We start from the raw sequence: 24,717 nt of genomic DNA, 5'->3' as shown, positions 1-24,717 counted from the left end.
GCTTTTAAATGCAAGCTAAAGCTGTCGCAAGAACAGTCCGTATTGCTCCTCGTAAAGCACGTCTAGTAATGGACCTGATCCGAGGTAAGCAAGTAGGAGAAGCAGTTTCTATCTTAAACCTTACACCTAAGGCTGCTTCACCAATTATTGAAAAAGTATTAAAATCTGCTATCGCAAACGCTGAGCACAACTACGAGTTGGACGCTAACAGCCTAGTGATTACTCAAGCATTCGTTGACGAAGGTCCAACACTTAAGAGATTCCGTCCACGTGCTATGGGTCGTGCGAGCGCAATTAACAAACGTACTAGCCACATTACAATCGTTGTATCAGAAAAGAAGGAGGGATAATCCGTGGGTCAAAAGGTAAATCCAGTAGGTCTTCGTATTGGCGTCATTCGTGATTGGGAATCTAAATGGTTCGCAGGAAAAGATTACGCTGACTTCTTACATGAAGACTTGAAAATCCGTGAATTCATCAGCAAGCGTTTGTCTGACGCGTCTGTTTCTAAAGTAGAAATCGAACGTGCTGCAAACCGCGTAAATATCACAATCCACACGGCTAAACCAGGTATGGTAATTGGTAAAGGCGGATCTGAAGTTGAAGCACTTCGTAAAGCTCTTAACAGCCTAACTGGCAAACGTGTACACATCAACATTCTTGAAATCAAGAGAGCAGATCTTGATGCTCAGCTAGTTGCTGAAAACATCGCTCGTCAACTTGAAAATCGTATTTCATTCCGTCGTGCACAAAAACAAACAATCCAACGCACAATGCGTGCTGGAGCACAAGGAATCAAAACAATGGTTTCTGGTCGTCTTGGCGGTGCAGATATTGCTCGTTCTGAATATTACAGTGAAGGTACTGTTCCGTTGCACACACTTCGTGCTGACATCGACTATGCTACTGCTGAAGCTGACACTACTTATGGTAAGCTTGGCGTAAAAGTATGGATCTATCGTGGAGAAGTCCTTCCAACTAAGAAGAATACTGCGGAAGGAGGAAAATAATATGTTATTGCCAAAACGCGTGAAGTATCGCAGAGAACATCGTGGGAAAATGCGTGGTCGTGCAAAAGGTGGCACTGAAGTACATTTCGGTGAGTACGGTATCCAAGCTCTTGAAGCTTCTTGGATCACGAACCGTCAAATCGAAGCTGCTCGTATTGCTATGACTCGTTACATGAAACGTGGCGGTAAAGTTTGGATTAAAATTTTCCCTTCTAAGCCATACACAGCTAAACCTCTAGAAGTCCGCATGGGTTCCGGTAAAGGTGCTCCAGAAGGATGGGTAGCTGTAGTAAAACCGGGCAAAGTTTTATTTGAAATTTCTGGTGTGTCTGAAGAAGTTGCTCGTGAAGCTCTTCGTCTTGCATCTCACAAATTGCCAATTAAAACGAAGTTCGTAAAACGTGAAGAAATTGGTGGTGAATCAAATGAAAGCTAATGAAATTCGTGACCTTACCACTGCTGAAATTGAACAAAAAGTAAAGTCTCTTAAAGAAGAACTTTTCAATCTTCGTTTCCAATTAGCGACTGGGCAGCTTGAAAACACTGCTCGCATTCGTGAAGTGCGTAAATCAATCGCACGCATGAAAACTGTGATTCGTCAAAGAGAAATCGCTGCTAATAAATAATAATTAGAGGGGAGGCCCCGCAAACATGAGCGAACGTAACCAACGTAAAGTGTATCAAGGTCGTGTTGTTTCTGACAAAATGGATAAAACCATCACTGTTGTAGTTGAAACATACAAAAAGCATTCACTTTATGGCAAACGTGTAAGATACTCTAAGAAGTTCAAAGCACATGATGAAAACAACCAAGCAAAAATCGGAGACATCGTAAAGGTCATGGAAACTCGTCCTTTATCTGCGACTAAACGCTTTCGTCTAGTTGAAGTTGTCGAAGAAGCCGTTATTATCTAATAAAGTTCGGATTTCTTTTTCCGAAAGGAGGTAACATTAATGATTCAACAGGAGACTCGTTTAAAAGTAGCTGACAACTCTGGCGCACGCGAAGTACTAACGATTAAAGTTCTTGGTGGCTCTGGACGTAAGACGGCTAACATCGGTGATGTCATTGTTTGTACGGTTAAACAAGCAACACCAGGAGGCGTTGTCAAAAAAGGTGAAGTTGTGAAAGCAGTTATCGTTCGTACAAAGAGCGGAGCTCGCAGAAACGATGGATCTTACATCAGTTTCGATGAAAATGCATGTGTCATTATCCGTGACGACAAGAGCCCGCGTGGAACTCGTATCTTCGGACCAGTAGCACGTGAACTTCGTGAAAACAACTATATGAAAATTGTTTCTCTAGCACCAGAAGTACTTTAATGAATACAATCCGCGACTCAAGGAGGTGCGATTAAATGCATGTTAAAAAGGGCGATAAAGTAGTGGTTATCTCTGGTAAAGATAAAGGTAAACAAGGAGTCATCCTTGCTGCTTTCCCTAAGAATGACCGTGTTTTAGTAGAAGGTATTAACCTTGTGAAAAAACACTCTAAACCAACCCAAGCTAACCCTCAAGGCGGAATTTCTGAACAAGAAGCGCCGATCCACGTATCAAACGTAATGCCGCTTGATCCTAAAACGGGTGAAGTGACACGTGTTGGGTATAAAGTTGAGGACGGAAAGAAAGTCCGTGTAGCGAAAAAGTCTGGGCAAGTTCTAGATAAATAGTAAATAAGGAAGGGAGGTCTTTCTCATGAACCGCCTTAAAGAAAAGTATGTAAAAGAAATTACACCTGCATTAGTTTCTAAGTTTGAATACAAATCAGTAATGCAAGTGCCAAAAATCGAAAAAATCGTGATCAACATGGGTGTTGGTGACGCTGTTCAAAACGCTAAAGCAATCGATACTGCTGTTGAAGAATTAACGTTTATCGCTGGTCAAAAACCTGTCGTTACTCGTGCGAAGAAGTCTATTGCTGGATTCCGTCTACGTGAAGGAATGCCAATCGGTGCGAAAGTAACACTTCGCGGAGAGCGCATGTACGATTTCCTTGATAAACTTATTTCTGTATCTTTACCACGTGTACGTGACTTCCGCGGGATTTCTAAGAAATCTTTCGACGGTCGTGGAAACTACACGCTTGGTATTAAAGAACAGTTAATCTTCCCAGAAATTGATTACGATAAAGTAACAAAAGTCCGTGGTATGGATATCGTTATCGTTACGACTGCCAATACGGACGAAGAAGCACGTGAGTTATTAACTCAAGTAGGTATGCCGTTCCAGAAATAATCAATGAAAGGGAGGCGAAATCGTGGCTAAAAAGTCTATGATTGCGAAACAACAACGCAAACAAAAGTTTAAAGTTCAAGAGTATACGCGCTGCGAACGTTGTGGACGTCCACATTCAGTAATTCGCAAGTTTAAACTTTGCCGTATTTGTTTCCGCGAACTTGCATATAAAGGACAAATTCCTGGCGTTAAAAAAGCCAGCTGGTAATCCCCATAAATGGGAAGGAGGTTATTAAATAATGGTTATGACAGATCCGATTGCAGATTTGCTGACTCGTATTCGCAATGCGAACATGGTACGTCATGAGAAGCTAGAAGTACCGGCTTCAAAAATCAAAAGAGAAATTGCTGAAATCTTAAAGCGTGAAGGTTTTATCCGTGACGTTGAATATGTTGAAGACAGCAAACAAGGAATTATCCGTATGTTCCTTAAATATGGCCAAAACAACGAGCGTGTTATCACTGGTCTAAAAAGAATCAGTAAACCTGGTTTACGTGTATATGCGAAATCAAATGAAGTACCACGTGTACTTAACGGACTTGGAATCGCAATTATTTCTACATCACAAGGTGTTTTATCGGACAAAGAAGCCCGTGCTAAACAAGCTGGTGGAGAAGTACTTGCTTACGTATGGTAAAAAAAGTTTAAGATGAATGGAGGTGCTTGGTATGTCTCGTATAGGTAAAAAACTAATCGAGATCCCTTCAGGAGTTACTGTGACAAACAACGATAACACAGTGACAGTAAAGGGACCAAAAGGTGAACTAACTCGTACATTTCACCCTGATATGGAAATTAAAATTGAGGACAGCGTCTTAACTGTAAGCCGTCCGTCTGATCATAAAGAACACCGTGCTTTACATGGTACAACACGTAGCTTAATTGCAAACATGGTTGAAGGTGTATCTAAAGGTTTCGAAAGAGGTTTAGAACTTATCGGTGTCGGTTACCGTGCAGCTAAATCTGGAAACAAACTTGTTCTTAACGTTGGATACTCTCATCCAGTTGAAATCGTTCCTGAGGCTGGAGTTGAAGTCGAAGTTCCATCTCAAACGAAAGTAGTCATTAAAGGTATCGATAAAGAGCGTGTGGGAGCTCTAGCTTCTAACATCCGCGCTGTCCGTTCTCCAGAGCCTTACAAAGGTAAAGGAATTCGTTACGAAGGTGAATTCGTTCGCCGTAAAGAAGGAAAAACTGGTAAGTAAGATCGCTTAATGTGAAGAAAGGAGTGACTCGGATGATTACGAAAACTAGCAAAAACGCTACTCGTCTTAAAAGACACGCTCGTGTTCGTGCGAAACTTTCAGGTACTGCTGAAAGACCTCGCCTTAACGTTTTCCGTTCTAACAAGAACATCTACGCTCAAGTAATTGATGATGTTAACGGTGTAACACTTGTAAGTGCTTCTACTCTTGATAAAGAGTTAAAGATCGAGAATAGTTCTGACGCTGCAGCTGCTACTAAAGTTGGCGAACTTGTTGCAAAACGTGCTGTTGAAAAAGGAATCTCTAACGTGGTATTTGACCGCGGAGGATACTTATATCATGGACGTGTAAAAGCTCTAGCTGAAGCTGCTCGTGAGGCTGGACTTAAATTTTAATAAAAGAAGGAGGGACACATCCGAATGAGTCGTATTGACCAAAGCAAATTAGAGTTAGAAGAACGCTTAGTTACGGTTAACCGCGTAGCGAAAGTTGTTAAAGGTGGACGTCGTTTCCGTTTTGCAGCTTTAGTTGTTGTCGGTGACAAAAACGGTCATGTAGGTTTCGGTACTGGTAAAGCACAAGAAGTACCAGAAGCGATCCGCAAAGCTGTTGAAGATGCGAAAAAGAATTTAATTGAAGTACCAATGGTTGGAACTACAATTCCACATGAAATCATCGGTCGATTCGGTGCAGGAAACGTTCTATTGAAGCCTGCTTCAGAAGGTACAGGAGTTATCGCTGGAGGCCCAGTGCGTGCGGTTCTTGAGCTTGCTGGTCTAGCTGATATCCTTTCTAAATCTCTAGGTTCTAATACACCGATCAACATGATCCGCGCAACACTTCAGGGTTTAAGTGAACTTAAACGTGCTGAAGACGTTGCGAAGCTTCGTGGAAAATCTGTAGAAGACCTGTTAGGATAAGGAGGGAACATTAATGGCAAATAAATTAGAAATTACCCTCAAACGCAGTGTAATCGGTCGCCCAGAAGATCAGCGTGTCACTGTTCGTACTCTTGGTCTTAAGAAAACAAACCAAACAGTCGTACATGAAGACAATGCAGCGATCCGCGGCATGATTAACAAGGTGTCTCATTTAGTTTCTGTTAAAGAACAATAAAACATTTTTAATCGATAAGGAGGTGCCCAAATGAAACTTCATGAATTGAAGCCTTCAGAAGGTTCACGTAAAGTACGCAACCGTGTTGGTCGTGGTATTGGATCAGGTAACGGTAAAACTTCTGGTAAAGGTCATAAAGGTCAAAACGCTCGTTCTGGCGGCGGTGTACGCCCTGGTTTCGAAGGTGGTCAAATGCCTTTATTCCAACGTCTTCCAAAACGTGGTTTTACAAACATCAACCGTAAAGATTACGCGGTTATCAACTTAGACAGATTAAACAGTTTTGACGAAGGAACGGAAGTAACTCCTGAACTTCTTCTAGAGACTGGTGCAATAAGCAAGTTAAAAGCAGGAGTAAAAATTCTTGGCAACGGTAAATTAGAAAAAAAATTAACTGTAAAAGCCAATAAATTCTCTGCTTCTGCGAAAGAAGCTATTGAAGCTGCTGGCGGTACAGCCGAGGTGATCTAACTTGTTTAAGACAATCTCCAATTTTATGCGCGTGAAAGATATACGGAATAAGATTATATTCACTCTTTTAATGTTAATCGTCTTTCGTATAGGTGCTTTCATCCCTGTGCCTAATGTGAACGCCGAAGTTCTCCAGGCACAGGATCAAATGAGTGTTTTCGGGATCCTCAACACGTTTGGGGGCGGGGCACTTTTCCAATTCTCCATTCTTGCAATGGGGATTATGCCGTATATCACTGCTTCGATCATCATTCAGCTCTTGCAGATGGATGTTGTTCCGAAGTTTACTGAGTGGTCAAAGCAAGGAGAGGTTGGCCGCCGAAAATTAGCACAATTCACAAGGTATTTTACAATTGTTCTAGGTTTTATCCAGGCGTTAGGAATGTCATATGGATTCAACAATATGGCAGGAGGCATGCTGATTGAAAACCCAGGTGTTTCAACGTACCTCTTAATTGCGGTCGTACTCACTGCGGGAACAGCATTTTTAATGTGGCTGGGAGAGCAGATTACTGCTCACGGTGTTGGTAACGGTATTTCGATTATTATCTTTGCCGGTATCATCGCAGGTATCCCTCAAACATTAAAACAAGTGTACGCTCAGCAATTTGTGGGTGGAGATGGACAGCTGTTCATGCAAATCCTGAAAATTGCCCTTATTGTTATTGCTATCCTTGTCATTGTTATCGGTGTTATTTACATTCAAATGGCAGTGAGAAAGATTGCGATTCAATATTCAAAAGGAACTGGCCGTGCACAAATGTCTGCTAGTCAAGCAACGCACCTTCCATTGAAAGTGAATCCAGCAGGGGTGATTCCAGTCATCTTTGCCGTTTCTTTCATTATTACTCCGCAGACGGTTGCATCGTTCTTCGGAACCAATAATGTGACAACTTGGATAACCAACAACTTTGACTATACTAAGCCAATCGGTATGACGATTTATGTAGCACTGATTGTTGCTTTCACTTATTTTTATGCCTTTGTCCAAGTGAATCCTGAACAAATGGCTGAAAATCTGCAAAAGCAGGGTGGCTATATCCCGGGAGTTCGTCCAGGGAAAATGACTCAAGATAGAATTACGAGCATTTTGTACCGACTCACGTTTGTGGGCGCCATTTTCTTAGCCGTGATTTCAATACTTCCTATCTTTTTCATTCAATTCGCTGGATTACCTTCCGCTGCACAAATTGGCGGCACAAGTCTTCTCATTGTTGTAGGTGTTGCACTTGAAACAATGAAACAGCTTGAAAGCCAATTAGTGAAACGAAACTACCGTGGATTTATGAAATAAAACAGAGGGCTGGGCTTCTGCCCAACCTCTCTAAGTAAGGAAGGGGAAATCCGAAATGAACTTAGTCTTAATGGGGCTTCCGGGTGCTGGTAAAGGCACTCAGGCAGAACGAATTGTTGATGATTATGGGATCCCTCATATCTCAACAGGAGATATGTTCCGCGCTGCTATGAAAGAGGAGACACAACTTGGGCTCGAAGCAAAATCCTTTATCGATAAAGGAGAGCTTGTTCCTGATGAGGTCACAATCGGTATTGTTAGAGAAAGACTTGGCAAAAATGATTGTGAACAAGGTTTTCTTCTGGACGGATTTCCGCGAACAGTCGCTCAGGCTGAAGCTTTAGAAGAAATTCTAAAGGACCTTGGCAGAACGATTGATTATGTCATTAATATTAAAGTCGATAAAGATGCTTTGATGGAGCGTCTGACTGGCCGAAGAATTTGCAAAAATTGCGGAGCGACATATCATTTAGTATTCAATCCACCTGCGAAAGAAAATGTTTGCGATAAGTGTGGAGGCGAACTTTATCAACGTGCAGATGATAATGCAGAAACCGTTTCGACTAGACTTGAAGTAAACTTAAAGCAGACTGAACCTTTACTGAACTTCTATTCAGAAAAAGGATATCTTGCAAACATTGATGGTGCGAAGCACATTAACGATGTATATGCAGATATCAAGAACCTGCTTGGGGGATTAAATAAATGATTATCTGTAAAACTCCTCGCGAGCTTGAGATTATGAGAGAAGCTGGACGCATTGTCGCACTGACTCATGAAGAGCTGAAGAAACACATAAAACCAGGTATTTCGACAAAAGAATTGGATCAAATTGCCGAACGTTTTATTACAAAGCAGGGTGCAATCCCATCTTTTAAAGGGTATAATGGTTTTCGCGGGAGCATTTGCGTTTCGGTGAATGAAGAACTCGTTCACGGTATTCCTGGTAAACGGGTTTTACGTGATGGCGACATCATTAGTATCGATATTGGCGCAAAGTTAAATGGCTATCATGGTGACTCTGCTTGGACTTATCCAGTTGGGGTAATCAGTGATGAAGACCGCAAACTACTGGAAGTCACAGAGGAATCTCTATATAAAGGCTTACAGGAAGCAAAGCCAGGCGAACGTCTGTCGAACATTTCCCATGCCATACAAACGTATGTAGAAAACGAGAATTTCTCAGTTGTTAGAGAATATGTTGGACATGGGGTCGGACAGGATCTTCATGAGGACCCTCAAATTCCTCATTATGGTCCGCCCAACAAAGGCCCGCGGCTAAAACCTGGAATGGTGTTGGCCATCGAACCGATGGTGAACGCAGGCAGCCGATATGTGAAAACATTGGCTGATAACTGGACGGTTGTAACGGTTGATGGGAAAAAGTGTGCTCACTTTGAGCATACGATTGCGATTACAGATACAGGTTTTGATATACTGACTAAGATTTAGGTCTTCACTGAAGCCTTTCAGGCCCAAATCGGGCAGGTTGTCTGTATAGTCCAAAGGAAAGAACAAGATCAGTATACAGGTGTCATCGGCATGTTCGGTGGCTGCCATGTACTAATCGCAGACGGAGAAAAGCGTAAATTTCATTCTCCTAAGAAAAAATATCAATCATATAACCTTTTATGGTTGCGTATCTCCGGAAGTTCAGAACAGTATATTCAAAACAGGTCGGGTGATAGATGGACAATTGAGATGATCTCATTTGGACATTTGTCAGAGAGCAAGTTACTGATTTGAAGAAGGGAGAACACTTGAATGGCGAAAGACGATGTAATTGAAGTGGAAGGTACTGTAGCAGAAACTTTGCCAAATGCAATGTTCAAAGTTGAACTAGAGAATGGTCATACAGTTTTGGCTCATGTATCAGGAAAAATCCGTATGCACTTCATTCGCATTTTACCTGGAGACAAAGTTACGGTAGAATTATCTCCATATGACTTAACTCGTGGTAGAATTACGTACCGTTACAAATAAAGCAACTCCGGAAGAAGGAGGTTGGAAACACATGAAAGTGAGACCATCTGTTAAACCTATCTGTGAAAAATGTAAAGTTATTCGCAGAAAAGGAAAAGTAATGGTGATCTGTGAAAACCCAAAACATAAACAAAAACAAGGCTAATAACAAGGAGGTGCCCAAATCATGGCTCGTATTGCTGGTGTAGATATTCCACGTGATAAACGTGTTGTCATTTCTTTAACATATGTTTTTGGAATTGGTCGTACGACTGCGCAACAAGTCCTTAAAGAAGCAGGTGTTTCTGAAGACACTCGCGTTCGCGATCTAACTGAAGACGAACTTGGTAAAATCCGTGATATCATTGACAAACTTAAAGTAGAAGGTGACCTTCGTCGTGAAGTTTCACTTAACATTAAGCGTCTAATTGAAATCGGAAGCTACCGCGGAATCCGTCATCGTAGAGGACTTCCTGTTCGTGGACAAAACACAAAAAACAACGCGCGTACTCGTAAAGGTCCGCGTCGTACTGTAGCTAACAAGAAAAAATAAGTAAAGGAGGTAGTTAAAGAATGGCTGCTGCTCGTAAACAAAATACGCGTAAACGTCGCGTGAAAAAGAATATTGAAGCTGGAATCGCTCATATCCGTTCCACTTTCAACAACACGATTGTAACGATTACTGATGTTCATGGAAACGCAATTTCTTGGTCAAGTGCTGGTGCATTAGGATTCAGAGGTTCTCGTAAATCTACTCCTTTCGCTGCACAAATGGCTGCTGAAACTGCTGCTAAAGGTTCTATCGAACATGGTCTTAAAACACTTGAAGTAACTGTTAAAGGTCCTGGTTCTGGTCGTGAAGCTGCAATTCGTGCACTTCAAGCTGCAGGTCTTGAAGTTACTGCAATCAGAGACGTAACTCCAGTTCCTCATAACGGATGCCGTCCACCAAAACGTCGCCGCGTGTAATTTGTTTGTATAGATTTTGTGTCCCTGTCAATAATGGGTTATGATACAGTTATTTATGAGACGAATACACGACTCGTTGCCTGAGCACATACGGGACTAAACAATGAGGAATTTCGGATGGAATCTCATATGATTCTATTCGAGGTTTCGACGTTTTGAAGGAGGGTTTTATTAGATGATCGAAATTGAAAAACCAAAAATCGAAACGGTTGAAATCAGCGACGATGCCAAGTATGGCAAGTTTGTCGTAGAGCCACTTGAGCGTGGATATGGTACCACTTTAGGGAACTCCCTTCGTCGTATCCTTTTATCCTCACTTCCTGGTGCAGCTGTAACATCGATCCAGATAGATGGTGTCTTACACGAATTCTCAACGATCGAAGGCGTGGTTGAAGATGTTACAACGATTATCTTAAACATTAAAAAGCTTGCACTCAAAATCTACTCTGAAGAAGAGAAGACGCTTGAAATTGATGTACAAGATGAAGGTACTGTAACAGCTGCTGATATTACACACGACAGCGATATTGAAATCTTAAATCCAGATCTCCACATCGCAACTCTTGGCAAGAATGCGAGCTTCCGTGTTCGCTTAACTGCACAAAGAGGTCGCGGGTATAATCCTGCTGATGCAAACAAAAGAGACGATCAGCCAATCGGTGTTATTCCGATCGACTCAATCTATACACCTGTATCTCGTGTGACTTATCAAGTGGAGAACACCCGTGTTGGGCAAATCACAAACTATGATAAATTAACACTAGATGTATGGACTGATGGAAGCACAGGACCGAAAGAAGCGATCGCTCTAGGTTCTAAGATTTTAACTGAACACCTGAATATTTTCGTTGGGTTAACTGACGAAGCTCAGCATGCTGAAATCATGGTTGAGAAAGAAGAAGACCAAAAAGAAAAAGTGCTTGAAATGACAATTGAAGAGCTTGATCTTTCTGTTCGTTCTTACAACTGTTTGAAGCGTGCGGGTATTAACACTGTTCAAGAGCTTGCTAACAAGACAGAAGAGGATATGATGAAAGTTCGTAACCTTGGACGTAAATCTCTTGAAGAAGTGAAAGCGAAACTAGAAGAACTTGGACTGGGTCTTCGTAAAGACGATTGACTAGTTTCATTGTGAACTAGGATTTTCGTGTGTTTTTTATTCATACAGCATCTCTAACTAAGGAGGGGACATCACATGGCATACAGAAAGCTAGGACGCACTAGTGCACAACGTAAAGCAATGCTTCGTGACCTAACGACTGATTTGATCATCAACGAACGCATCGAAACAACTGAAACACGTGCGAAAGAACTTCGCTCTGTAGTTGAAAAAATGATCACTCTTGGCAAACGCGGAGATCTTCATGCTCGCCGTCAAGCTGCAGCTTACATTCGTAATGAAGTAGCTAATGCTGAAACAAACCAAGATGCACTTCAAAAATTATTCGCTGACGTTGCAACTCGCTACGAAGATCGCCAAGGTGGATACACTCGTATCATGAAGCTTGGACCTCGTCGCGGCGATGGCGCACCAATGGCTGTCATTGAATTAGTTTAATCACATAGCGTGTATCTAAGAAAGGGCGGGACAGTTCATAACTGGATCTATGCCCTTTTTTAGATACTACGGCTTTTTAGCAATAAGCAAAGAAGAGGTTGAGCTGAGAGGAGGTCCGGTAGAGATGGGGAAGACATTAGTTGACGTAAAGGACATTGTATTTCGTTATCACAAGGATGCGGACAAGCCCGCTTTAGATCAAGTGTCATTGCATGTGAATCAAAATGAATGGCTCGCCATTGTTGGTCATAACGGTTCAGGTAAATCCACACTTGCCCGTGTACTGAATGGGCTCATTTTACCGGATGCTGGAACGGTCAAGGTTGGAGAGATTGAGCTCAAAGAAGAGAGCGTTTGGGATATTCGCAAAAAGATCGGAATGGTCTTTCAAAACCCAGATAACCAATTCGTTGGCTCAACGGTTCGTGATGATGTGGCTTTTGGTTTAGAAAATAACGGGGTTGAGCGGGAATTGATGATAGAGCGTGTAGATTGGGCTGTCAAACAGGTCAATATGCAGGAGTTTCTTGATCAAGAGCCGCACCATCTATCAGGCGGGCAAAAGCAGAGAGTCGCCATTGCAGGTGTACTTGCCGCAAGCCCTGACATCATGATCTTGGATGAAGCAACATCGATGCTTGATCCGATTGGCCGTGAAGAAGTGTTAGAGACTGTGAGACTATTGAAGGAACAAGGAACGGTCACAGTCATTTCCATCACACATGATTTAGACGAGGCCGCTAAGGCAGACCGGGTCATTGTAATGAATGGCGGGAAAAAATTTGCTGAGGGAACCCCAGAGGAAGTATTTGAACTAGATGAACAGCTGGTTCAGATTGGACTTGATCTGCCATTCTCCTATCGGTTGAGCAAACAATTGAAGCAGCAAGGTGTGCCGCTTGCAAATGCCCATTTGACACAAGAAGGATTGGTGAAAGAGCTATGGACATTACGATCAAAGAACTAGAGCATCGTTATCAAATGAAAACGCCGTTTGAGCGTCTCGCTTTGTATGATGTCAATGCTTCCATCCAAGAGGGCAGTTATGTCGCTGTCATTGGTCATACAGGCTCTGGCAAGTCCACATTGCTGCAGCATTTAAATGGATTGCTCAAACCAACGAAGGGGAGCATTGCGCTTGGAGATACCGTCTTACAAGCCAATAAAAAGCAGAAGGATTTAAAGTCCCTCCGGAAAAAAGTAGGCATCGTGTTTCAGTTTCCTGAGCATCAGCTCTTTGAAGAAACGATCCTAAAGGATATCTGCTTTGGTCCGATGAATTTTGGCGTTCCTCAGGAGAAGGCAGAAGCGAAGGCAAAGGAAATGCTGAAGCTGGTTGGTCTTCATGAATCTCTATTATCTCGATCTCCCTTTGAACTAAGCGGCGGTCAAATGAGACGTGTGGCGATTGCAGGTGTTCTAGCGATGGAGCCAGAAGTGCTTGTGCTGGATGAACCGACTGCAGGGTTAGATCCACGCGGACGGAAGGAAATCATGGACATGTTCTATGAGCTTCATCAAAAGGCAAACCTTACCACGATTCTGGTTACACACAGTATGGAGGACGCCGCTCATTATGCGGATCAAATGATTGTGATGCATAAAGGAACAGTGAAGGCGACAGGTACGCCGAGAGAATTGTTTGCTAATCGTACAGACATGTCTTCGTTTGGTCTCGACCTCCCAGAAACGATTAAATTCCAGCAGACTGTAGAAGAAAAGCTGGGCATTACGTTTCCGAGGCCGCTTCTGACCATGGATGAAATGGCAGAAGCCTTAACAGCTCTTTATCAGGAGGACACGACATCATGATGGATAGTATGATTATCGGCAAATATGTGCCAGGTTCATCCTTTGTCCATCGTCTTGATCCAAGGACAAAGCTGTTATCAATTTTCTTTTTTGTCTTTATTGTCTTTTTTGCTAATAATTACATCACTTACGGGCTTTTAGGTGTCTTTACCCTCCTTGTGGTGATGGTTTCTCAGGTGCCGCTATACTTTATTCTCAAGGGAATGAAGCCGATCCTATGGATTGTCCTGTTTACCTTCATTCTGCATATATTCATGACAAAGGATGGCGCCTTGCTATTTCACTTTGGTTTTTTAAATATTTATGAAGAAGGTCTAAAGCAGGGGATTTTCATTTCACTCCGTTTTGTCTATCTCATCATGATGACGACACTTCTGACGTTAACCACAACGCCTATAGAAGTGACAGACGGTATGGAAAAATTGCTTCATGCATTCCGTAAAATCAAACTGCCTGTTCACGAGCTTGCTCTCATGATGTCCATCTCTCTTCGGTTTATTCCAACTTTACTAGAAGAGACGGACAAAATCATGAAGGCACAAATGGCAAGAGGTGTTGATTTTACAAGCGGACCTCTAAAGGACCGCATGAAAGCAATTGTTCCTTTGCTTGTTCCGCTTTTCGTCAGTGCGTTTAAGCGTGCAGAGGAACTGGCGACAGCAATGGAAGCGAGAGGCTACCGCGGTGGAGAAGGGCGGACGAAATACCGTCAGCTTGTCTGGGGCATGAAAGACACGTTCACGCTGCTCCTATTCATCCTGTTAACAGCACTCCTTGTGCTTCTGAGAAATTAGGTGATTCCTAGATGAAGGTCAAATGTACCGTCTCCTACGATGGGACACATTTTAAAGGCTATCAGGTGCAGCCTGGGCAGCGGACTGTTCAGACGGAGATCGAGTCGGCTCTTGCAAGAATGCACAAACAGGATGAACTGATTCCGATCGTGGCTTCTGGCCGCACGGACAGCGGTGTGCATGCGAAAGGGCAGGTCATCCATTTTGATACCCCGCTCTCGATCCCGATGGAGAGATGGCCTTTTGCCCTCAACAGTCTCCTGCCGGATGATATCCGGGTTCTAAAGGCTGAGGAAGTGGATGAGTCGTTTCATGCACGTTTTAGTGTCGTTTCGAAGGAGTACCGTTATAAGGTCTCAACGGAAACGCACCAAAATGTGTTCACGAGACAGTATGCCTGCCACTTTCCTTACCGGCTGGATGCAGGCAAAATGAGAGAAGCCGCTGGGCACCTCATTGGCACACATGATTTCACAAGCTTTTGTGCGGCCAATACAGAGGTTCAGGACAAGGTGAGGGAGATTTACACCCTTGAGTGGAAAAACGTCTCAGACGGGCTTGAAATGCGTGTGAGAGGAAATGGCTTTTTATACAACATGGTGCGAATTATCGCTGGAACGTTACTTGAAATCGGATCTGGTAAATTTCACCCTGAGGAGATAAAAGCCATGCTTGCCGCCCGAAATCGCGAAGCGGCAGGCAAGACTGCGCCTAGTCACGGACTGTATTTATGGGAAGTTTTCTATGACAACTAAACCAGGTGTAACATGTTCTTGACACAGGAAGCAGAAAGTTATAAGATATCATATGGTATGTATTTCAACCCCACAAATAAGCCCCGGAAGACTTATCTTGTGTTTTGAAATAGAACGTAGCATTTGATTCAAGGAAAAATCATTGATTTATTTAGGAGGGAAACTCATGCGTACAACACCAATGGCGAACGCAAGCACAATTGAGCGCAAATGGCTAGTTGTTGATGCGGCAGGCAAGACTCTAGGTCGTCTTTCTACTGAAGTAGCATCACTTTTGCGCGGTAAGCACAAACCAACTTATACACCACACGTTGATACAGGTGATCACGTCATCATCATCAATGCTGAGAAAATTGAATTAACAGGTAAGAAATTGACGGACAAAATTTACTACCGTCACACAATGCACCCAGGTGGTTTGAAACAAAGAACTGCTCTTGAGATGCGTACAAACTACCCTGAAAAAATGTTGGAGCTTGCTATCAAAGGTATGCTTCCAAAGGGTCCATTAGGCCGTCAAATGTTCAAAAAATTAAATGTGTACCGTGGTTCTGAGCATCCACATCAAGCACAACAACCTGAAGTTTACGAACTTCGCGGTTAATTATAAGGGAGGTTAACAATTTGGCACAGGTTCAATATTACGGTACAGGTCGTCGTAAAAGTTCTGTAGCGCGCGTTCGCTTAGTTCCAGGTGAAGGCCGTATCGTCGTTAATAATCGTGAAATTACTGAATACATTCCATTCGCTGCTTTAATCGAAGACGTGAAACAGCCTTTGAACATCACAGAAACAGCTAACAGCTACGATGTTCTTGTAACTGTTCACGGTGGTGGATTCTCTGGTCAAGCTGGAGCAATTCGTCACGGTATCTCTCGTGCTCTTCTAGAAGTAGATCCTGAGTACCGTACATCACTTAAACGTGCTGGACTTCTTACTCGTGACCCTCGTATGAAAGAGCGTAAGAAATACGGTCTTAAAGGCGCACGTAGAGCTCCTCAGTTCTCAAAACGTTAATCAATTTTATATTGTATGGACGTTTTACAAAGGTTTGTTACAGACAAACCATATATTAAAAGCATCAGCATCCTGCTGGTGCTTTTTTTGTGCTTTTTATTTAATAAATAATGACTGGTCACTTCCTTTTGGATACGTATAAAATATGAGTATTGAAAGTTTTCTGTTTAAAAGAAGATTATTTATGGAGGTTGTCCTATGAATCTAACGACAGAAAGGTGTCTCATTCGACCATTTACTGATGATGATTGGCAGGATGTTTATGCATATACATCTGATCCGGCAGTGATGAAGTATATTCCGGAAGATGTATTTTCTAAAGAAGATGCGAAGGAATTTATCAAAAATAATCGTCATGAAAATGCTAAGTATGTCGCTGTCCTATTAAAAGAAGATCATACATGCATTGGGCATCTCGCGTTTCATCCGTACTTTGGTGAGCACACATATGAAATTGGGTGGGTCTTCAATCCTGCATATCAAAACAAAGGCTATGCATCAGAAGCGGCTTATACTGTACTAAATTATGGCTTTCACACAATGAATTTACATCGAATCATTGCCACTTGTCAGCCTGAAAATGTGCCATCGTGGAGAGTGATGGAGAAAATGGGGATGAGAAGAGAAGGATATTTTAAAAAGTGTATACCACAAGGAAACGAGTGGTGGGATGAGTTTTACTATGCCATTTTACAAGATGAATGGTTCATGAAGAAGACTTGATAAGTTTTCATGATATGAAGTAATTCGGCATTCCAAATATCCCTTCGCTTTCGCTATTGATATAATCAGGTCAAATAAGCAGAAGAGGGGCGCGGGCATGAGGATCTTTGATGCACATTTTCATATCATTGATTTTGATTTTCCCATTCAAGAAAACCAAGGATATACACCGTATAGTTATGTGGTGAATGATTATAGGAGAGAGACGGCTGATTTTGGGATTTTAGGTGGAGCAATCGTGTCAGGGTCATTTCAAGGCTTTGACCAAGGCTATTTGTTGAAGGTGCTGGATGAAATGGGGCCGTCTTTTTGCGGTGTGACTCAATTACCTTTTACAGCAACTGATGATGAGATTGTTCATTTGGATCAACATGGGGTAAAAGCTTTACGTTTTAACGTGAAGCGGGGTGGTTCGGAGAATATTTCGAAGCTCGATTATTTTGCGAGAAGGGTGTATGAGCTGGCGGGATGGCATAGTGAGATTTACATAGACGCTAAGCATCTCCCTGACATCTCATCAACACTTGAAAAGCTGCCGGCCGTTTCAATTGATCATTTAGGCTTATCGGAAGAAGGCTTGCCGCATTTGCTAAAGCTGGTTGAAAAAGGGGTTCGTGTGAAAGCAACAGGTTTTGGACGTGTCGATTTAAACGTTGAACATGCATTGACTTCTATCTATCAAACGAACCCTGATGCACTGATGTTTGGTACAGACCTTCCATCCACAAGGGCAAAGCGTCCATTTGAATACGGTGATGTTGAGTTGATTCAACAGCTTTTTGATGAAAAAGCTGCTGATCACATCTTATATAAGAACGCACATCATTGGTATGTTGGTCAATAAGTTCCACTTCATTTCAAAGGAGGTGTGTTCATTGGATTTAAGCCAACTGACGTTCAGAGAAGCCACTCTGAAAGATCTCGACAAGATCGTCTTCATGCTCGCTGATGATATGTTAGGTCAAAAAAGAGAGCGCTACACTCAACCATTATTAGAAAGCTATATCAAAGCCTTTCACTCAATAGATGCTGATCCAAATATTGAACTCATGGTTGCGTGTGATCAGGAAGAAGCTGTAGGTGTTCTCCAATTGACCATGACGCCATTTCTTACACATCAAGGAGGATGGAGAGCATCAATAGAAGGAGTTCGTACGGCTTCTACTCATAGAGGAAAAGGAGTCGGCAAGCTGCTCATAAAATGGGCCATTCAACGCGCCAGCGACAGTGGATGTCATATGGTTCAGCTAACAACAGACAAACAGAGGCCAGATGCACACCGTTTTTATGAAAAATTAGGATTTGAAGCTACGCATGATGGGATGAAACTGCATCTGCCCCATCAATAAGAACATCAAGAAGTGGAGGGATTCACGAACCTCTGCTTTTTTGCGCCTTTATTTGAAATATTTGTTATATTGAATATGTAAATCTTCTGTTATTTGGAAAGGAGAAACATGTTACTCAAAATCGGTCTCGTTGTTATTGGTGTGGTCATACTTTACGTAGTGGTTCAAATCTTGCTGTATAAAAGAGATATGAAGAAAACGAAGGAAGATCTTTTGACATTTGTCGCAAAAAACAAAAAGGACGTATCAGTGACAATCATTGAAAATGATGATGTGGTGTTAGATTGGAATGGTGATCAAAAAACACCACTTGCAAGTACGGTGAAATTAATGGTTTTATTTCATTTTGTCAAATCTATCTCCAGTGGCGGCATCAAGCTAGATGAAAAAGTGGCATTGTCTGATATAGAGCGGTTTTATATTGATAGAACAGACGGAGGTGCTCACACGTACTGGCTCGAGGTCAACGATTTTTCTGAGCATGCGACTTTATTAGATATCGCCAAAGGGATGATGCAAGTCAGTTCGAATGCTTGTACCGATTATTTAATTGACCGGCTCGGCTTAGAAAAGATCAATGATCGGATGAAACAAGCAGGTCTTACAGAACATGATGAACTCATGCCGGTCACCCCAAAGCTTTTGTGGTCATCCTATGTTTCTGATCTTCGGCGGGATGCATTAAAGCAAATGAGCGGTGTAACTGATGACCAATACAAATCTCTGATGATTGAGATTTTTAATATCATGAAAAATGACCCAGAGCAAAAAAAGGCGTTAGAAGAAAAAATGATGAAAAAGAACTTATTAAGCTTGCGTATTCAATCATTACTGACGCAAAAGATGACAAAGTCTACAACTAATCAATATGCACATTTTATGAAACGTCTGCAGGATGAGCTGTTAACAACAGAAGAAAAGCGTCTTTTTAGCCAAATTGTGCTGGGAGAAACATTGAAGACGGAAAAAGATCAATATATTTGGTATAAAGGCGGATCGACTTTGTTTGTTTTCACAGCTGCTTTATATCGAAAAACGGAAACATCATCCATATCCATTTCTCTATTTATCAATGATCCGAAAGCGAATCATTCTCACTGGGTTGGGGAAGTATTCAATGAATTTATGCTTACTGCAGCAGTGGATCAAAACTTTCGACAACGATTGGTGCAGGCTTTGACTACATAATTATCAAAAAAACAGAGTGTAACACCCCTCTGTTTTATTATTATTGCATGGGAAACGTTTTGTATACTTCTTGACGTTTCTCTTTTGACTTCACAACTCCATCTACAATCTCCTTTTGCCAAAGAACTGCATCATCTTTGTGCTCTTTAAAAGAGTGAGGCAGCTTCTTTTCTAGCAGTTGTCTTTTAAACGTGACGGATGGCTCGTCTTTAGAGCTCATGTATCTCCATTTCCATTTACTGAACTGCATGTTTTGTTCAAACCAACGAACAATACAAAGAAAAAAGGAGTTCATTCCATGGCAGAAGTGCTTTCATTTTATCAACTGAAAACAAAACGAGATGTCACGCTTGAAAAGAAGCTTTTGCGTACATTGTCTCTTCAACAAGTGACGGTCGCTTCCGAGAAATTCACAAAGAAGCTGTTTCCATTTGCAGATGATCCAGCGGGTATTATGAGTGATGGCTGCATCGATTTCGCCATTGAAGCTTTTTTAGCTGGCGGGAGATACGGTGAGTCGAGTAAATACGGCGAATCGTTCGACGATATCAAGAAGCGGTCCTCCCAGGAGGAAGCTGAGCTGATTGAAGAGCTGGCAGGGTGTTTGCAATCGTGGGGAAATATGTTCCGAATGGAGCGGGAGATGTCATGTTTTTATCCATTTGCGAGGGATTTTTTAAGCATGTGGTGGCAGGAAGGCTTTCGAGAATCAGAAAAAAGGCATAAGCTTCGGCTGCACTAAGCATATTTCCAGCCCTTGTCCCATATCTATAAAATAATGGTGTATGGGAGGGACAGGGATGAAAAGAAAGCTGAAATGGACAGGGTTTTTAATCGGGTTTATTGTCCTCTTATTCTTATTCAGGTTTCAATTTCTAAATGATGATTCGTGGAAATCGTGGAATTTGCCTCTAAGCGGGAAGATCATCTATCTAGATCCGGGTCATGGTGGTCCAGATGGCGGGGCCGTAGGAGGAGAGCTGCTTGAAAAAGAGATTGCACTGGATGTATCCATGAAGATACGTGACTATTTACAGGAGCAGGGAGCGCTTGTTCTTATGACCCGAGAGGATGATTCTGATTTATCATCAAAGAATACAAAGGGATATGCCCGGAAGAAAGCGGAGGATTTGAGGAACCGCGTAAAAGTCATTAATGAGTCTGAAGCGGATTTCTACTTAAGTATTCATTTAAATGCGATCCCATCGAACAAATGGAGCGGAGCGCAGACGTTTTTTTACGGAAAGTATGAAGAGAATGAAAAGGCAGCGAAGTTCATCCAAGATGAATTACGCAGGAATCTTGAAAACACAGATCGAAAGGCGAAACGGATCAATGGCATTTATTTAATGCAAAATGTCACAAAGCCAGGAGCCCTTGTGGAAATTGGCTTTCTCTCCAACCCGAAAGAGGCAGGACAGCTGGCAACACCTAAATATCAGGATCAAATTGCTGCCTCCATTTATAAAGGCATTCTCAGATATTTAACAGAGCAAAAAGAGCCGCCTGAATAAGGGGCTTTTTCCTTTTGATCGCAGGCAAACAGGACAGACATTGTAAGGATATGTATGATATACTTGGATTGTAAACGAATTCAATAAAGGGTGAGGTTCTGCTATGATCGGACAAGACGATGTGAGAAAATTAATTGGGAAGATGGACGAACCTTTCCTTCATATACCGCTTGGTGAGCTGGATGCCATCAAGGAAATCAGCCTAAAGCCTGAAAAAGAGCATGTGAGCTTAAAGGTGGCCATTGCCAAAACGGGTACTGCTGAGCAGATGAAGCTGCAGCAAGACATCGTACAAGCCTTGAAATCAGCTGGCGCTAACACAGTAGGGCTACGTTTTGAAGAATTGCCTCAGGAAACACTTGAAAGGTTTATGCCTTCACAAGATGAGGAAGAAAATTTGCTCAACTCTAAAAATCCGCCTGAGTTCTTAGCGATTGCGAGTGGAAAGGGCGGCGTTGGTAAATCCACCGTGTCTGTTAACCTTGCTGTAGCACTGGCTCGTCTAGGGAAAAAAGTCGGACTGATTGATGCAGATATATATGGCTTTAGTGTACCGGATATGATGGGAATCACCGTCAGACCAACTGTTAAAGGGGAAAAAATTATTCCTGTGGAACGCTTTGGTGTCAAAGTGATTTCAATGGGCTTTTTTGTTGAAGAAAATGCACCGGTCATTTGGAGAGGACCGATGCTTGGTAAAATGCTGAATAACTTCTTCCACGAAGTCGAGTGGGGAGAATTAGATTACTTACTATTAGACCTTCCGCCTGGAACGGGAGATGTGGCGCTTGATATTCATACAATGCTTCCAAGCTGTAAAGAAATCATTGTCACAACACCGCATCCAACAGCTGCTTTCGTTGCTGCTAGAGCGGGCGCAATGGCACTGCAAACAGATCACGAGGTGCTGGGTGTCGTTGAGAATATGAGCTATTATGAAAGCAAAAAAACAGGTGATAAAGAATATGTCTTTGGAAAAGGAGGCGGGGATAAGCTGGCGGAAGAGCTGCGAGTATCGGTCCTTGGTCAAATTCCTCTAAGGCAGCCTGATTGGAATGAAGATGATTTTGCTCCATCCGTCTATGATGCGAGCCATCCAACAGGAGAAGTGTATCAACACATTGCGAATAAAGTCATTGAACAATTAGCAGTAAAAGCATAATGAAAGCCCGAGTGGATGTAGTTCCACTCGGGTGATGTTTAACTGCCGCTTTCTTCGCTGCCTTTTGAACCAGTATCACTGCTGCTTTCAGATGCTGCTTTTTTGAGCTCATCTTCGAATTTCTTCTTATAAAGAGGACTGCTTAATGTTTCTGTAATGACTTTTTCTAAGTGCTTTCTGAACTCTTTGCTTTTCACCAGTTCACCGTATTTCTTTTCCATTTCGGGATCCTTGAGAATATCCATCATCAATTGCTGATAGTCAGGGTCCTTCATTAACTGTTTTAACATCTTTTCATGCTGTTGCTGCATGGATTTAGCGAAAGTCTCGGCAAATTTAGAATCCTCAAAGACCTTCTTCCAGAACTCTTTGCCTTTATCAGAAGTTAGTGTTTTCTCTATCGTTTGTTTCACAGTTTGTTCATCCATTACCAAAGCTTCATTCATTGCCTCGTCATTTAATAACTGTTGAATGGCCTTTTTACCGTCATCTGTCTTCAATATATCGACGACCATTTTCTTTGTTTCGTCATAGTCCATATTAGATGAGGATTGGGTTTTGGGAGCACAAGCTGTTAGAGATAAAAGAAGAAAACAGCTCAATATACGCAAGATGCCTTTTGACATACTGTGGCTCCTTTCGTTACATGTCTTACTTTTAATATGAATGTTTCACGTAAATTTATACATAACAAAAATAGGGGTTGGATCAATTCAATGAAAAGTCGGGATTTAGTTCGTTTTTTCTTCTCTGTGCTAGCTGTTGGAGCGGTCATTACAAGCGTGGTAGGCTTTGCGCTGGAGTGGGGGAAATATCAGAAGCTTTTTATATCGTTTGACATTCTAGAGATCGCATCTGTGTTGTTTTGGTTCATTGGTGTGGGGATGATTTTTAGTGTCATTAGCCAGATGGGGTTTGTTGTCTTTTTGACGGTGCACCGGTTTGCGCTAGAGATATTCCGGTCACATTCTTTATGGAATACCATTCAATTGTTTCTAGTGATCTTTGTGCTGTTTGATTTAGCTTACTTGCGGTTTTTGTTTTTCGGGGAGAATGAATCATTTCTTCCATACCTATGGCTGCCTGTCTTTATCGGTGTGTTCGCATTGATCGTGGCTTACTTTAAACAGCAGCAGTCCTCTAAGAAAACATTTGTTTCCGCAATGTTTCTCATGGTCGTCATCACGTCGTTAGAATGGTTCCCGGCGCTCAGAGTCAATGAAGAGGACTGGCTGTATTTGATGCTATTTCCGCTATTAGGCTGTAATGCGTTTCAGTTATTAGCTATGCCGCGTTTTTCAAAGGCGAAAGCTACTTAACTTCCGATGACTTTGTTTTGGTATTGGAGATCAGTTCGCCAACCGTCACATTTTTTAAATTCTTTTCTTTGATTTGTTTCAAAATAGCTGGTAAGGCTTGAGCGGTTTGGGTTGCTGAATCTGAAGCGTGCAGAAGAACAATGTCTCCGCTTTTCATTCGATCATTTACATTTTGAACAATCTGGTCGACGCCCGGATTCAGCCAATCCTGTGAATTGACGCTGTAATGGACAACTGTATAACCGTACTGTGTGGCAATTTTCAATGCTTTTTCGTTAAATTGCCCAGTTGGCGGTCTTAATAGTTGAATGTCATCTAGTCCAAGCTTTTGAAATGAATTTTGTGCCCGGACAAGATCTCGCTTGATTTCACTGTCTTCAAGCTGGCTATAATTTTTATAAGCATAGCCAAGGCTGCCGATTTGGTGACCGTCCTCTCTAATTTGTTTGACGATATCAGGATGACGCTCGGCCCAAGAAGCAGACAGAAAGAAAGTAGCGTTCTTTATATCGTACTCTCGAAGGACATTTAAAATAGGGACTGCCTTCTCATCTCCCCAGCCAATATTAAAAGTGAGGGAGACATGTTTTGAGGAAGTCTCGCCTTTATAAATGGCTCGGGGTCCGTGTTCTGTTTTAAATACCGACAGCGGCGGTGCCTTTTGTACATAAAAAAAGGTTGCAGCTGCAAGGGCTGCTACAAGAATAATGACAATTTGCTTCAGCCGTTTAATAGGCAACACATATAGTCGACTCAATTCAAACACTCCTGCCTTGTCCAAGATTGTTATTTGATTGTATGCAGGACAAGGGTTTGAGATGCACAATAAAACTATTTTAAAAAAAGTTTTGAAAAGGCGTTGACCGATAGAATATTTTCGTGATATATTATTAATCGTCGCTGACACACAGTGACAAACACAAAACGCTTCGGGAAATAAACTTGAAAAAAGTTGTTGACATAAGATGAAGCGAAATGTTATATTATTAAAGCCGCTAAGAACGGCGAAGATGATCTTTGAAAACTAAACAAGACAAAACGTACCTGTTAATTCGAGTTTTTATAAAAAAATCCTATGAAATATCATAGGTAGTCAGTCAAACTGGCGAAAAACAAAACTTCGGTTTTGTACTTTTTCGGAGAGTTTGATCCTGGCTCAGGACGAACGCTGGCGGCGTGCCTAATACATGCAAGTCGAGCGGACAGAAGGGAGCTTGCTCCCGGATGTTAGCGGCGGACGGGTGAGTAACACGTGGGTAACCT

At 42.1% G+C, this 24,717-nt stretch carries 41 protein-coding genes, 1 rRNA gene and 1 pseudogene; 40 read left to right on the top strand and 3 right to left on the bottom strand.

The features are described from left to right. Positions 1-8 precede the first annotated feature (8 nt). The 35 genes and pseudogenes from rplV to C6Y01_RS17850 all read left to right on the top strand — a co-directional run bounded on the left by rplV (position 9) and on the right by C6Y01_RS17850 (position 19,459). Positions 9-350, top strand: a complete 342-nt coding sequence (rplV, locus tag C6Y01_RS18020; RefSeq protein ID WP_007496316.1) for a 50S ribosomal protein L22 — start codon at positions 9-11, stop codon at positions 348-350. 3 nt (positions 351-353) lie between these two features. Continuing rightward, positions 354-1,010, top strand: a complete 657-nt coding sequence (gene rpsC, locus C6Y01_RS18015) for a 30S ribosomal protein S3 (protein WP_003217241.1) — start codon at positions 354-356, stop codon at positions 1,008-1,010. A 1-nt stretch (position 1,011) separates the two neighbouring features. Further along, complete coding sequence (gene rplP / locus C6Y01_RS18010) at positions 1,012-1,446, top strand: 50S ribosomal protein L16 (protein WP_003156478.1); 435 nt, start codon at positions 1,012-1,014, stop codon at positions 1,444-1,446. Continuing rightward, on the top strand, positions 1,436-1,636 hold the full coding sequence (gene rpmC, locus C6Y01_RS18005; RefSeq protein WP_003217155.1) for a 50S ribosomal protein L29: 201 nt from the start codon (positions 1,436-1,438) through the stop codon (positions 1,634-1,636). Before rplP ends, rpmC begins: the two co-directional genes overlap by 11 nt. A gap of 25 nt (positions 1,637-1,661) precedes the next feature. Beyond that, positions 1,662-1,925 carry a 30S ribosomal protein S17 gene (gene rpsQ, locus C6Y01_RS18000; protein WP_003216906.1) on the top strand — a complete coding sequence of 88 codons (264 nt, stop codon included), beginning with the start codon at positions 1,662-1,664 and terminating at the stop codon, positions 1,923-1,925. Between the two features lie 39 nt (positions 1,926-1,964). Further along, the gene (rplN, locus tag C6Y01_RS17995; protein ID WP_003216882.1) at positions 1,965-2,333 is read left to right on the top strand and encodes a 50S ribosomal protein L14; all 369 of its coding nucleotides are present in this window, start codon (positions 1,965-1,967) and stop codon (positions 2,331-2,333) included. Positions 2,334-2,368: 35 nt separating this feature from the next. After that, complete coding sequence (rplX, locus tag C6Y01_RS17990) at positions 2,369-2,680, top strand: 50S ribosomal protein L24 (RefSeq protein ID WP_003217151.1); 312 nt, start codon at positions 2,369-2,371, stop codon at positions 2,678-2,680. Between the two features lie 25 nt (positions 2,681-2,705). Beyond that, positions 2,706-3,245, top strand: coding sequence for a 50S ribosomal protein L5 (gene rplE / locus C6Y01_RS17985; protein WP_003217159.1), 540 nt, complete (start codon positions 2,706-2,708; stop codon positions 3,243-3,245). Between the two features lie 22 nt (positions 3,246-3,267). Next, positions 3,268-3,453, top strand: coding sequence for a 30S ribosomal protein S14 (gene rpsN, locus C6Y01_RS17980; protein WP_008356542.1), 186 nt, complete (start codon positions 3,268-3,270; stop codon positions 3,451-3,453). Positions 3,454-3,484: 31 nt separating this feature from the next. Beyond that, positions 3,485-3,883, top strand: coding sequence for a 30S ribosomal protein S8 (gene rpsH / locus C6Y01_RS17975; RefSeq protein WP_003217040.1), 399 nt, complete (start codon positions 3,485-3,487; stop codon positions 3,881-3,883). A 31-nt stretch (positions 3,884-3,914) separates the two neighbouring features. Next, entirely contained in the window at positions 3,915-4,451 is a 537-nt protein-coding gene (gene rplF, locus C6Y01_RS17970; RefSeq protein WP_003217186.1) for a 50S ribosomal protein L6, read from the top strand. Positions 4,452-4,483: 32 nt separating this feature from the next. Beyond that, positions 4,484-4,846, top strand: coding sequence for a 50S ribosomal protein L18 (rplR, locus tag C6Y01_RS17965; protein WP_003216951.1), 363 nt, complete (start codon positions 4,484-4,486; stop codon positions 4,844-4,846). A 24-nt stretch (positions 4,847-4,870) separates the two neighbouring features. Then, positions 4,871-5,371: a 30S ribosomal protein S5 gene (gene rpsE, locus C6Y01_RS17960; protein WP_003217179.1), complete on the top strand. Its 501-nt coding sequence runs from the start codon at positions 4,871-4,873 to the stop codon at positions 5,369-5,371. A gap of 13 nt (positions 5,372-5,384) precedes the next feature. Then, entirely contained in the window at positions 5,385-5,567 is a 183-nt protein-coding gene (gene rpmD, locus C6Y01_RS17955) for a 50S ribosomal protein L30 (RefSeq protein WP_003217067.1), read from the top strand. A 30-nt stretch (positions 5,568-5,597) separates the two neighbouring features. Beyond that, complete coding sequence (gene rplO, locus C6Y01_RS17950; protein ID WP_003216888.1) at positions 5,598-6,038, top strand: 50S ribosomal protein L15; 441 nt, start codon at positions 5,598-5,600, stop codon at positions 6,036-6,038. A gap of 1 nt (position 6,039) precedes the next feature. After that, on the top strand, positions 6,040-7,332 hold the full coding sequence (secY, locus tag C6Y01_RS17945) for a preprotein translocase subunit SecY (RefSeq protein WP_012008710.1): 1,293 nt from the start codon (positions 6,040-6,042) through the stop codon (positions 7,330-7,332). Positions 7,333-7,387: 55 nt separating this feature from the next. Next, positions 7,388-8,041 carry an adenylate kinase gene (locus C6Y01_RS17940; RefSeq protein ID WP_034665602.1) on the top strand — a complete coding sequence of 218 codons (654 nt, stop codon included), beginning with the start codon at positions 7,388-7,390 and terminating at the stop codon, positions 8,039-8,041. Further along, positions 8,038-8,784, top strand: a complete 747-nt coding sequence (gene map, locus C6Y01_RS17935; RefSeq protein WP_003217210.1) for a type I methionyl aminopeptidase — start codon at positions 8,038-8,040, stop codon at positions 8,782-8,784. The genes C6Y01_RS17940 and map overlap by 4 nt, the downstream gene beginning before the upstream one ends. 27 nt (positions 8,785-8,811) lie before the next feature. Next, positions 8,812-9,119, top strand: a pseudogene (locus C6Y01_RS19215) (KOW domain-containing RNA-binding protein). Further along, on the top strand, positions 9,097-9,315 hold the full coding sequence (gene infA, locus C6Y01_RS17925) for a translation initiation factor IF-1 (protein WP_003217190.1): 219 nt from the start codon (positions 9,097-9,099) through the stop codon (positions 9,313-9,315). The pseudogene C6Y01_RS19215 and the gene infA overlap by 23 nt, the downstream one beginning before the upstream one ends. A 31-nt stretch (positions 9,316-9,346) precedes the next feature. Beyond that, positions 9,347-9,460, top strand: a complete 114-nt coding sequence (rpmJ, locus tag C6Y01_RS17920; protein ID WP_003156543.1) for a 50S ribosomal protein L36 — start codon at positions 9,347-9,349, stop codon at positions 9,458-9,460. A 21-nt stretch (positions 9,461-9,481) separates the two neighbouring features. Next, complete coding sequence (gene rpsM, locus C6Y01_RS17915) at positions 9,482-9,847, top strand: 30S ribosomal protein S13 (RefSeq protein ID WP_003217023.1); 366 nt, start codon at positions 9,482-9,484, stop codon at positions 9,845-9,847. 20 nt (positions 9,848-9,867) lie between these two features. Further along, positions 9,868-10,263, top strand: a complete 396-nt coding sequence (rpsK, locus tag C6Y01_RS17910; RefSeq protein WP_003217231.1) for a 30S ribosomal protein S11 — start codon at positions 9,868-9,870, stop codon at positions 10,261-10,263. Positions 10,264-10,438: 175 nt separating this feature from the next. Then, the gene (locus C6Y01_RS17905; protein WP_003217009.1) at positions 10,439-11,383 is read left to right on the top strand and encodes a DNA-directed RNA polymerase subunit alpha; all 945 of its coding nucleotides are present in this window, start codon (positions 10,439-10,441) and stop codon (positions 11,381-11,383) included. 75 nt (positions 11,384-11,458) lie between these two features. Continuing rightward, positions 11,459-11,821 carry a 50S ribosomal protein L17 gene (gene rplQ, locus C6Y01_RS17900; protein WP_003216944.1) on the top strand — a complete coding sequence of 121 codons (363 nt, stop codon included), beginning with the start codon at positions 11,459-11,461 and terminating at the stop codon, positions 11,819-11,821. 124 nt (positions 11,822-11,945) lie between these two features. Continuing rightward, complete coding sequence (locus C6Y01_RS17895) at positions 11,946-12,788, top strand: energy-coupling factor ABC transporter ATP-binding protein (protein WP_034665597.1); 843 nt, start codon at positions 11,946-11,948, stop codon at positions 12,786-12,788. Next, a complete protein-coding gene (locus C6Y01_RS17890; protein WP_034665594.1) occupies positions 12,764-13,633 on the top strand; it encodes an energy-coupling factor ABC transporter ATP-binding protein in 870 nt (289 codons plus the stop codon). Before C6Y01_RS17895 ends, C6Y01_RS17890 begins: the two co-directional genes overlap by 25 nt. Further along, the gene (locus tag C6Y01_RS17885; protein ID WP_034665591.1) at positions 13,630-14,427 is read left to right on the top strand and encodes an energy-coupling factor transporter transmembrane component T family protein; all 798 of its coding nucleotides are present in this window, start codon (positions 13,630-13,632) and stop codon (positions 14,425-14,427) included. The genes C6Y01_RS17890 and C6Y01_RS17885 overlap by 4 nt, the downstream gene beginning before the upstream one ends. An 11-nt stretch (positions 14,428-14,438) precedes the next feature. Further along, the gene (gene truA, locus C6Y01_RS17880; RefSeq protein WP_034665588.1) at positions 14,439-15,182 is read left to right on the top strand and encodes a tRNA pseudouridine(38-40) synthase TruA; all 744 of its coding nucleotides are present in this window, start codon (positions 14,439-14,441) and stop codon (positions 15,180-15,182) included. Between the two features lie 166 nt (positions 15,183-15,348). Next, entirely contained in the window at positions 15,349-15,786 is a 438-nt protein-coding gene (gene rplM, locus C6Y01_RS17875; protein WP_003217042.1) for a 50S ribosomal protein L13, read from the top strand. Between the two features lie 20 nt (positions 15,787-15,806). Beyond that, positions 15,807-16,199: a 30S ribosomal protein S9 gene (gene rpsI / locus C6Y01_RS17870; RefSeq protein WP_003217273.1), complete on the top strand. Its 393-nt coding sequence runs from the start codon at positions 15,807-15,809 to the stop codon at positions 16,197-16,199. A gap of 198 nt (positions 16,200-16,397) precedes the next feature. Continuing rightward, positions 16,398-16,922 carry a GNAT family N-acetyltransferase gene (locus tag C6Y01_RS17865; RefSeq protein WP_106038587.1) on the top strand — a complete coding sequence of 175 codons (525 nt, stop codon included), beginning with the start codon at positions 16,398-16,400 and terminating at the stop codon, positions 16,920-16,922. A gap of 97 nt (positions 16,923-17,019) precedes the next feature. Beyond that, positions 17,020-17,766: an amidohydrolase family protein gene (locus C6Y01_RS17860; RefSeq protein WP_034665582.1), complete on the top strand. Its 747-nt coding sequence runs from the start codon at positions 17,020-17,022 to the stop codon at positions 17,764-17,766. A 31-nt stretch (positions 17,767-17,797) separates the two neighbouring features. Next, complete coding sequence (locus C6Y01_RS17855) at positions 17,798-18,271, top strand: GNAT family N-acetyltransferase (protein WP_034665579.1); 474 nt, start codon at positions 17,798-17,800, stop codon at positions 18,269-18,271. Positions 18,272-18,379: 108 nt separating this feature from the next. Further along, the gene (locus tag C6Y01_RS17850; protein ID WP_223249965.1) at positions 18,380-19,459 is read left to right on the top strand and encodes a serine hydrolase; all 1,080 of its coding nucleotides are present in this window, start codon (positions 18,380-18,382) and stop codon (positions 19,457-19,459) included. A gap of 40 nt (positions 19,460-19,499) precedes the next feature. Here the strand turns inward: C6Y01_RS17850 and C6Y01_RS17845 are convergent, their stop codons facing one another. After that, positions 19,500-19,679 carry a hypothetical protein gene (locus C6Y01_RS17845; RefSeq protein WP_034665577.1) on the bottom strand — a complete coding sequence of 60 codons (180 nt, stop codon included), beginning with the start codon at positions 19,677-19,679 and terminating at the stop codon, positions 19,500-19,502. A 78-nt stretch (positions 19,680-19,757) separates the two neighbouring features. Between C6Y01_RS17845 and C6Y01_RS17840 the strand changes: the two genes are divergently transcribed. From C6Y01_RS17840 to C6Y01_RS17830, 3 genes are all read left to right on the top strand, one after another. Then, entirely contained in the window at positions 19,758-20,201 is a 444-nt protein-coding gene (locus C6Y01_RS17840) for a DUF2521 family protein (RefSeq protein WP_034665574.1), read from the top strand. Between the two features lie 58 nt (positions 20,202-20,259). Further along, the gene (gene cwlD / locus C6Y01_RS17835) at positions 20,260-20,973 is read left to right on the top strand and encodes an N-acetylmuramoyl-L-alanine amidase CwlD (protein WP_034665571.1); all 714 of its coding nucleotides are present in this window, start codon (positions 20,260-20,262) and stop codon (positions 20,971-20,973) included. A gap of 103 nt (positions 20,974-21,076) precedes the next feature. Continuing rightward, a complete protein-coding gene (locus C6Y01_RS17830) occupies positions 21,077-22,135 on the top strand; it encodes an Mrp/NBP35 family ATP-binding protein (protein WP_034665567.1) in 1,059 nt (352 codons plus the stop codon). Between the two features lie 38 nt (positions 22,136-22,173). On the opposite strand, the gene gerD is transcribed toward C6Y01_RS17830, so the two are convergent. After that, positions 22,174-22,761, bottom strand: a complete 588-nt coding sequence (gerD, locus tag C6Y01_RS17825) for a spore germination lipoprotein GerD (protein WP_034665564.1) — start codon at positions 22,759-22,761, stop codon at positions 22,174-22,176. A gap of 90 nt (positions 22,762-22,851) precedes the next feature. Here gerD and C6Y01_RS17820 point away from each other — a divergent pair, with 90 nt between their 5' ends. After that, positions 22,852-23,454: a KinB-signaling pathway activation protein gene (locus C6Y01_RS17820; protein WP_034665561.1), complete on the top strand. Its 603-nt coding sequence runs from the start codon at positions 22,852-22,854 to the stop codon at positions 23,452-23,454. Here the strand turns inward: C6Y01_RS17820 and pdaB are convergent. Further along, on the bottom strand, positions 23,447-24,211 hold the full coding sequence (pdaB, locus tag C6Y01_RS17815) for a polysaccharide deacetylase family sporulation protein PdaB (protein ID WP_034665559.1): 765 nt from the start codon (positions 24,209-24,211) through the stop codon (positions 23,447-23,449). The two genes, C6Y01_RS17820 and pdaB, sit on opposite strands and share 8 nt — an antisense overlap. Before the next feature lie 376 nt (positions 24,212-24,587). Here pdaB and C6Y01_RS17810 point away from each other — a divergent pair. Then, a 16S ribosomal RNA gene (locus tag C6Y01_RS17810) occupies positions 24,588-24,717 on the top strand; the annotation flags it as partial.

It is taken from the genome of Bacillus sp. NMCC46 (assembly GCF_002998465.1).
Lineage (GTDB): Bacteria > Bacillota > Bacilli > Bacillales > Bacillaceae > Bacillus.
The sequence above is the reverse complement of the archived record's forward strand: the minus strand, read 5'-3'. Positions and strand labels throughout refer to the sequence as shown.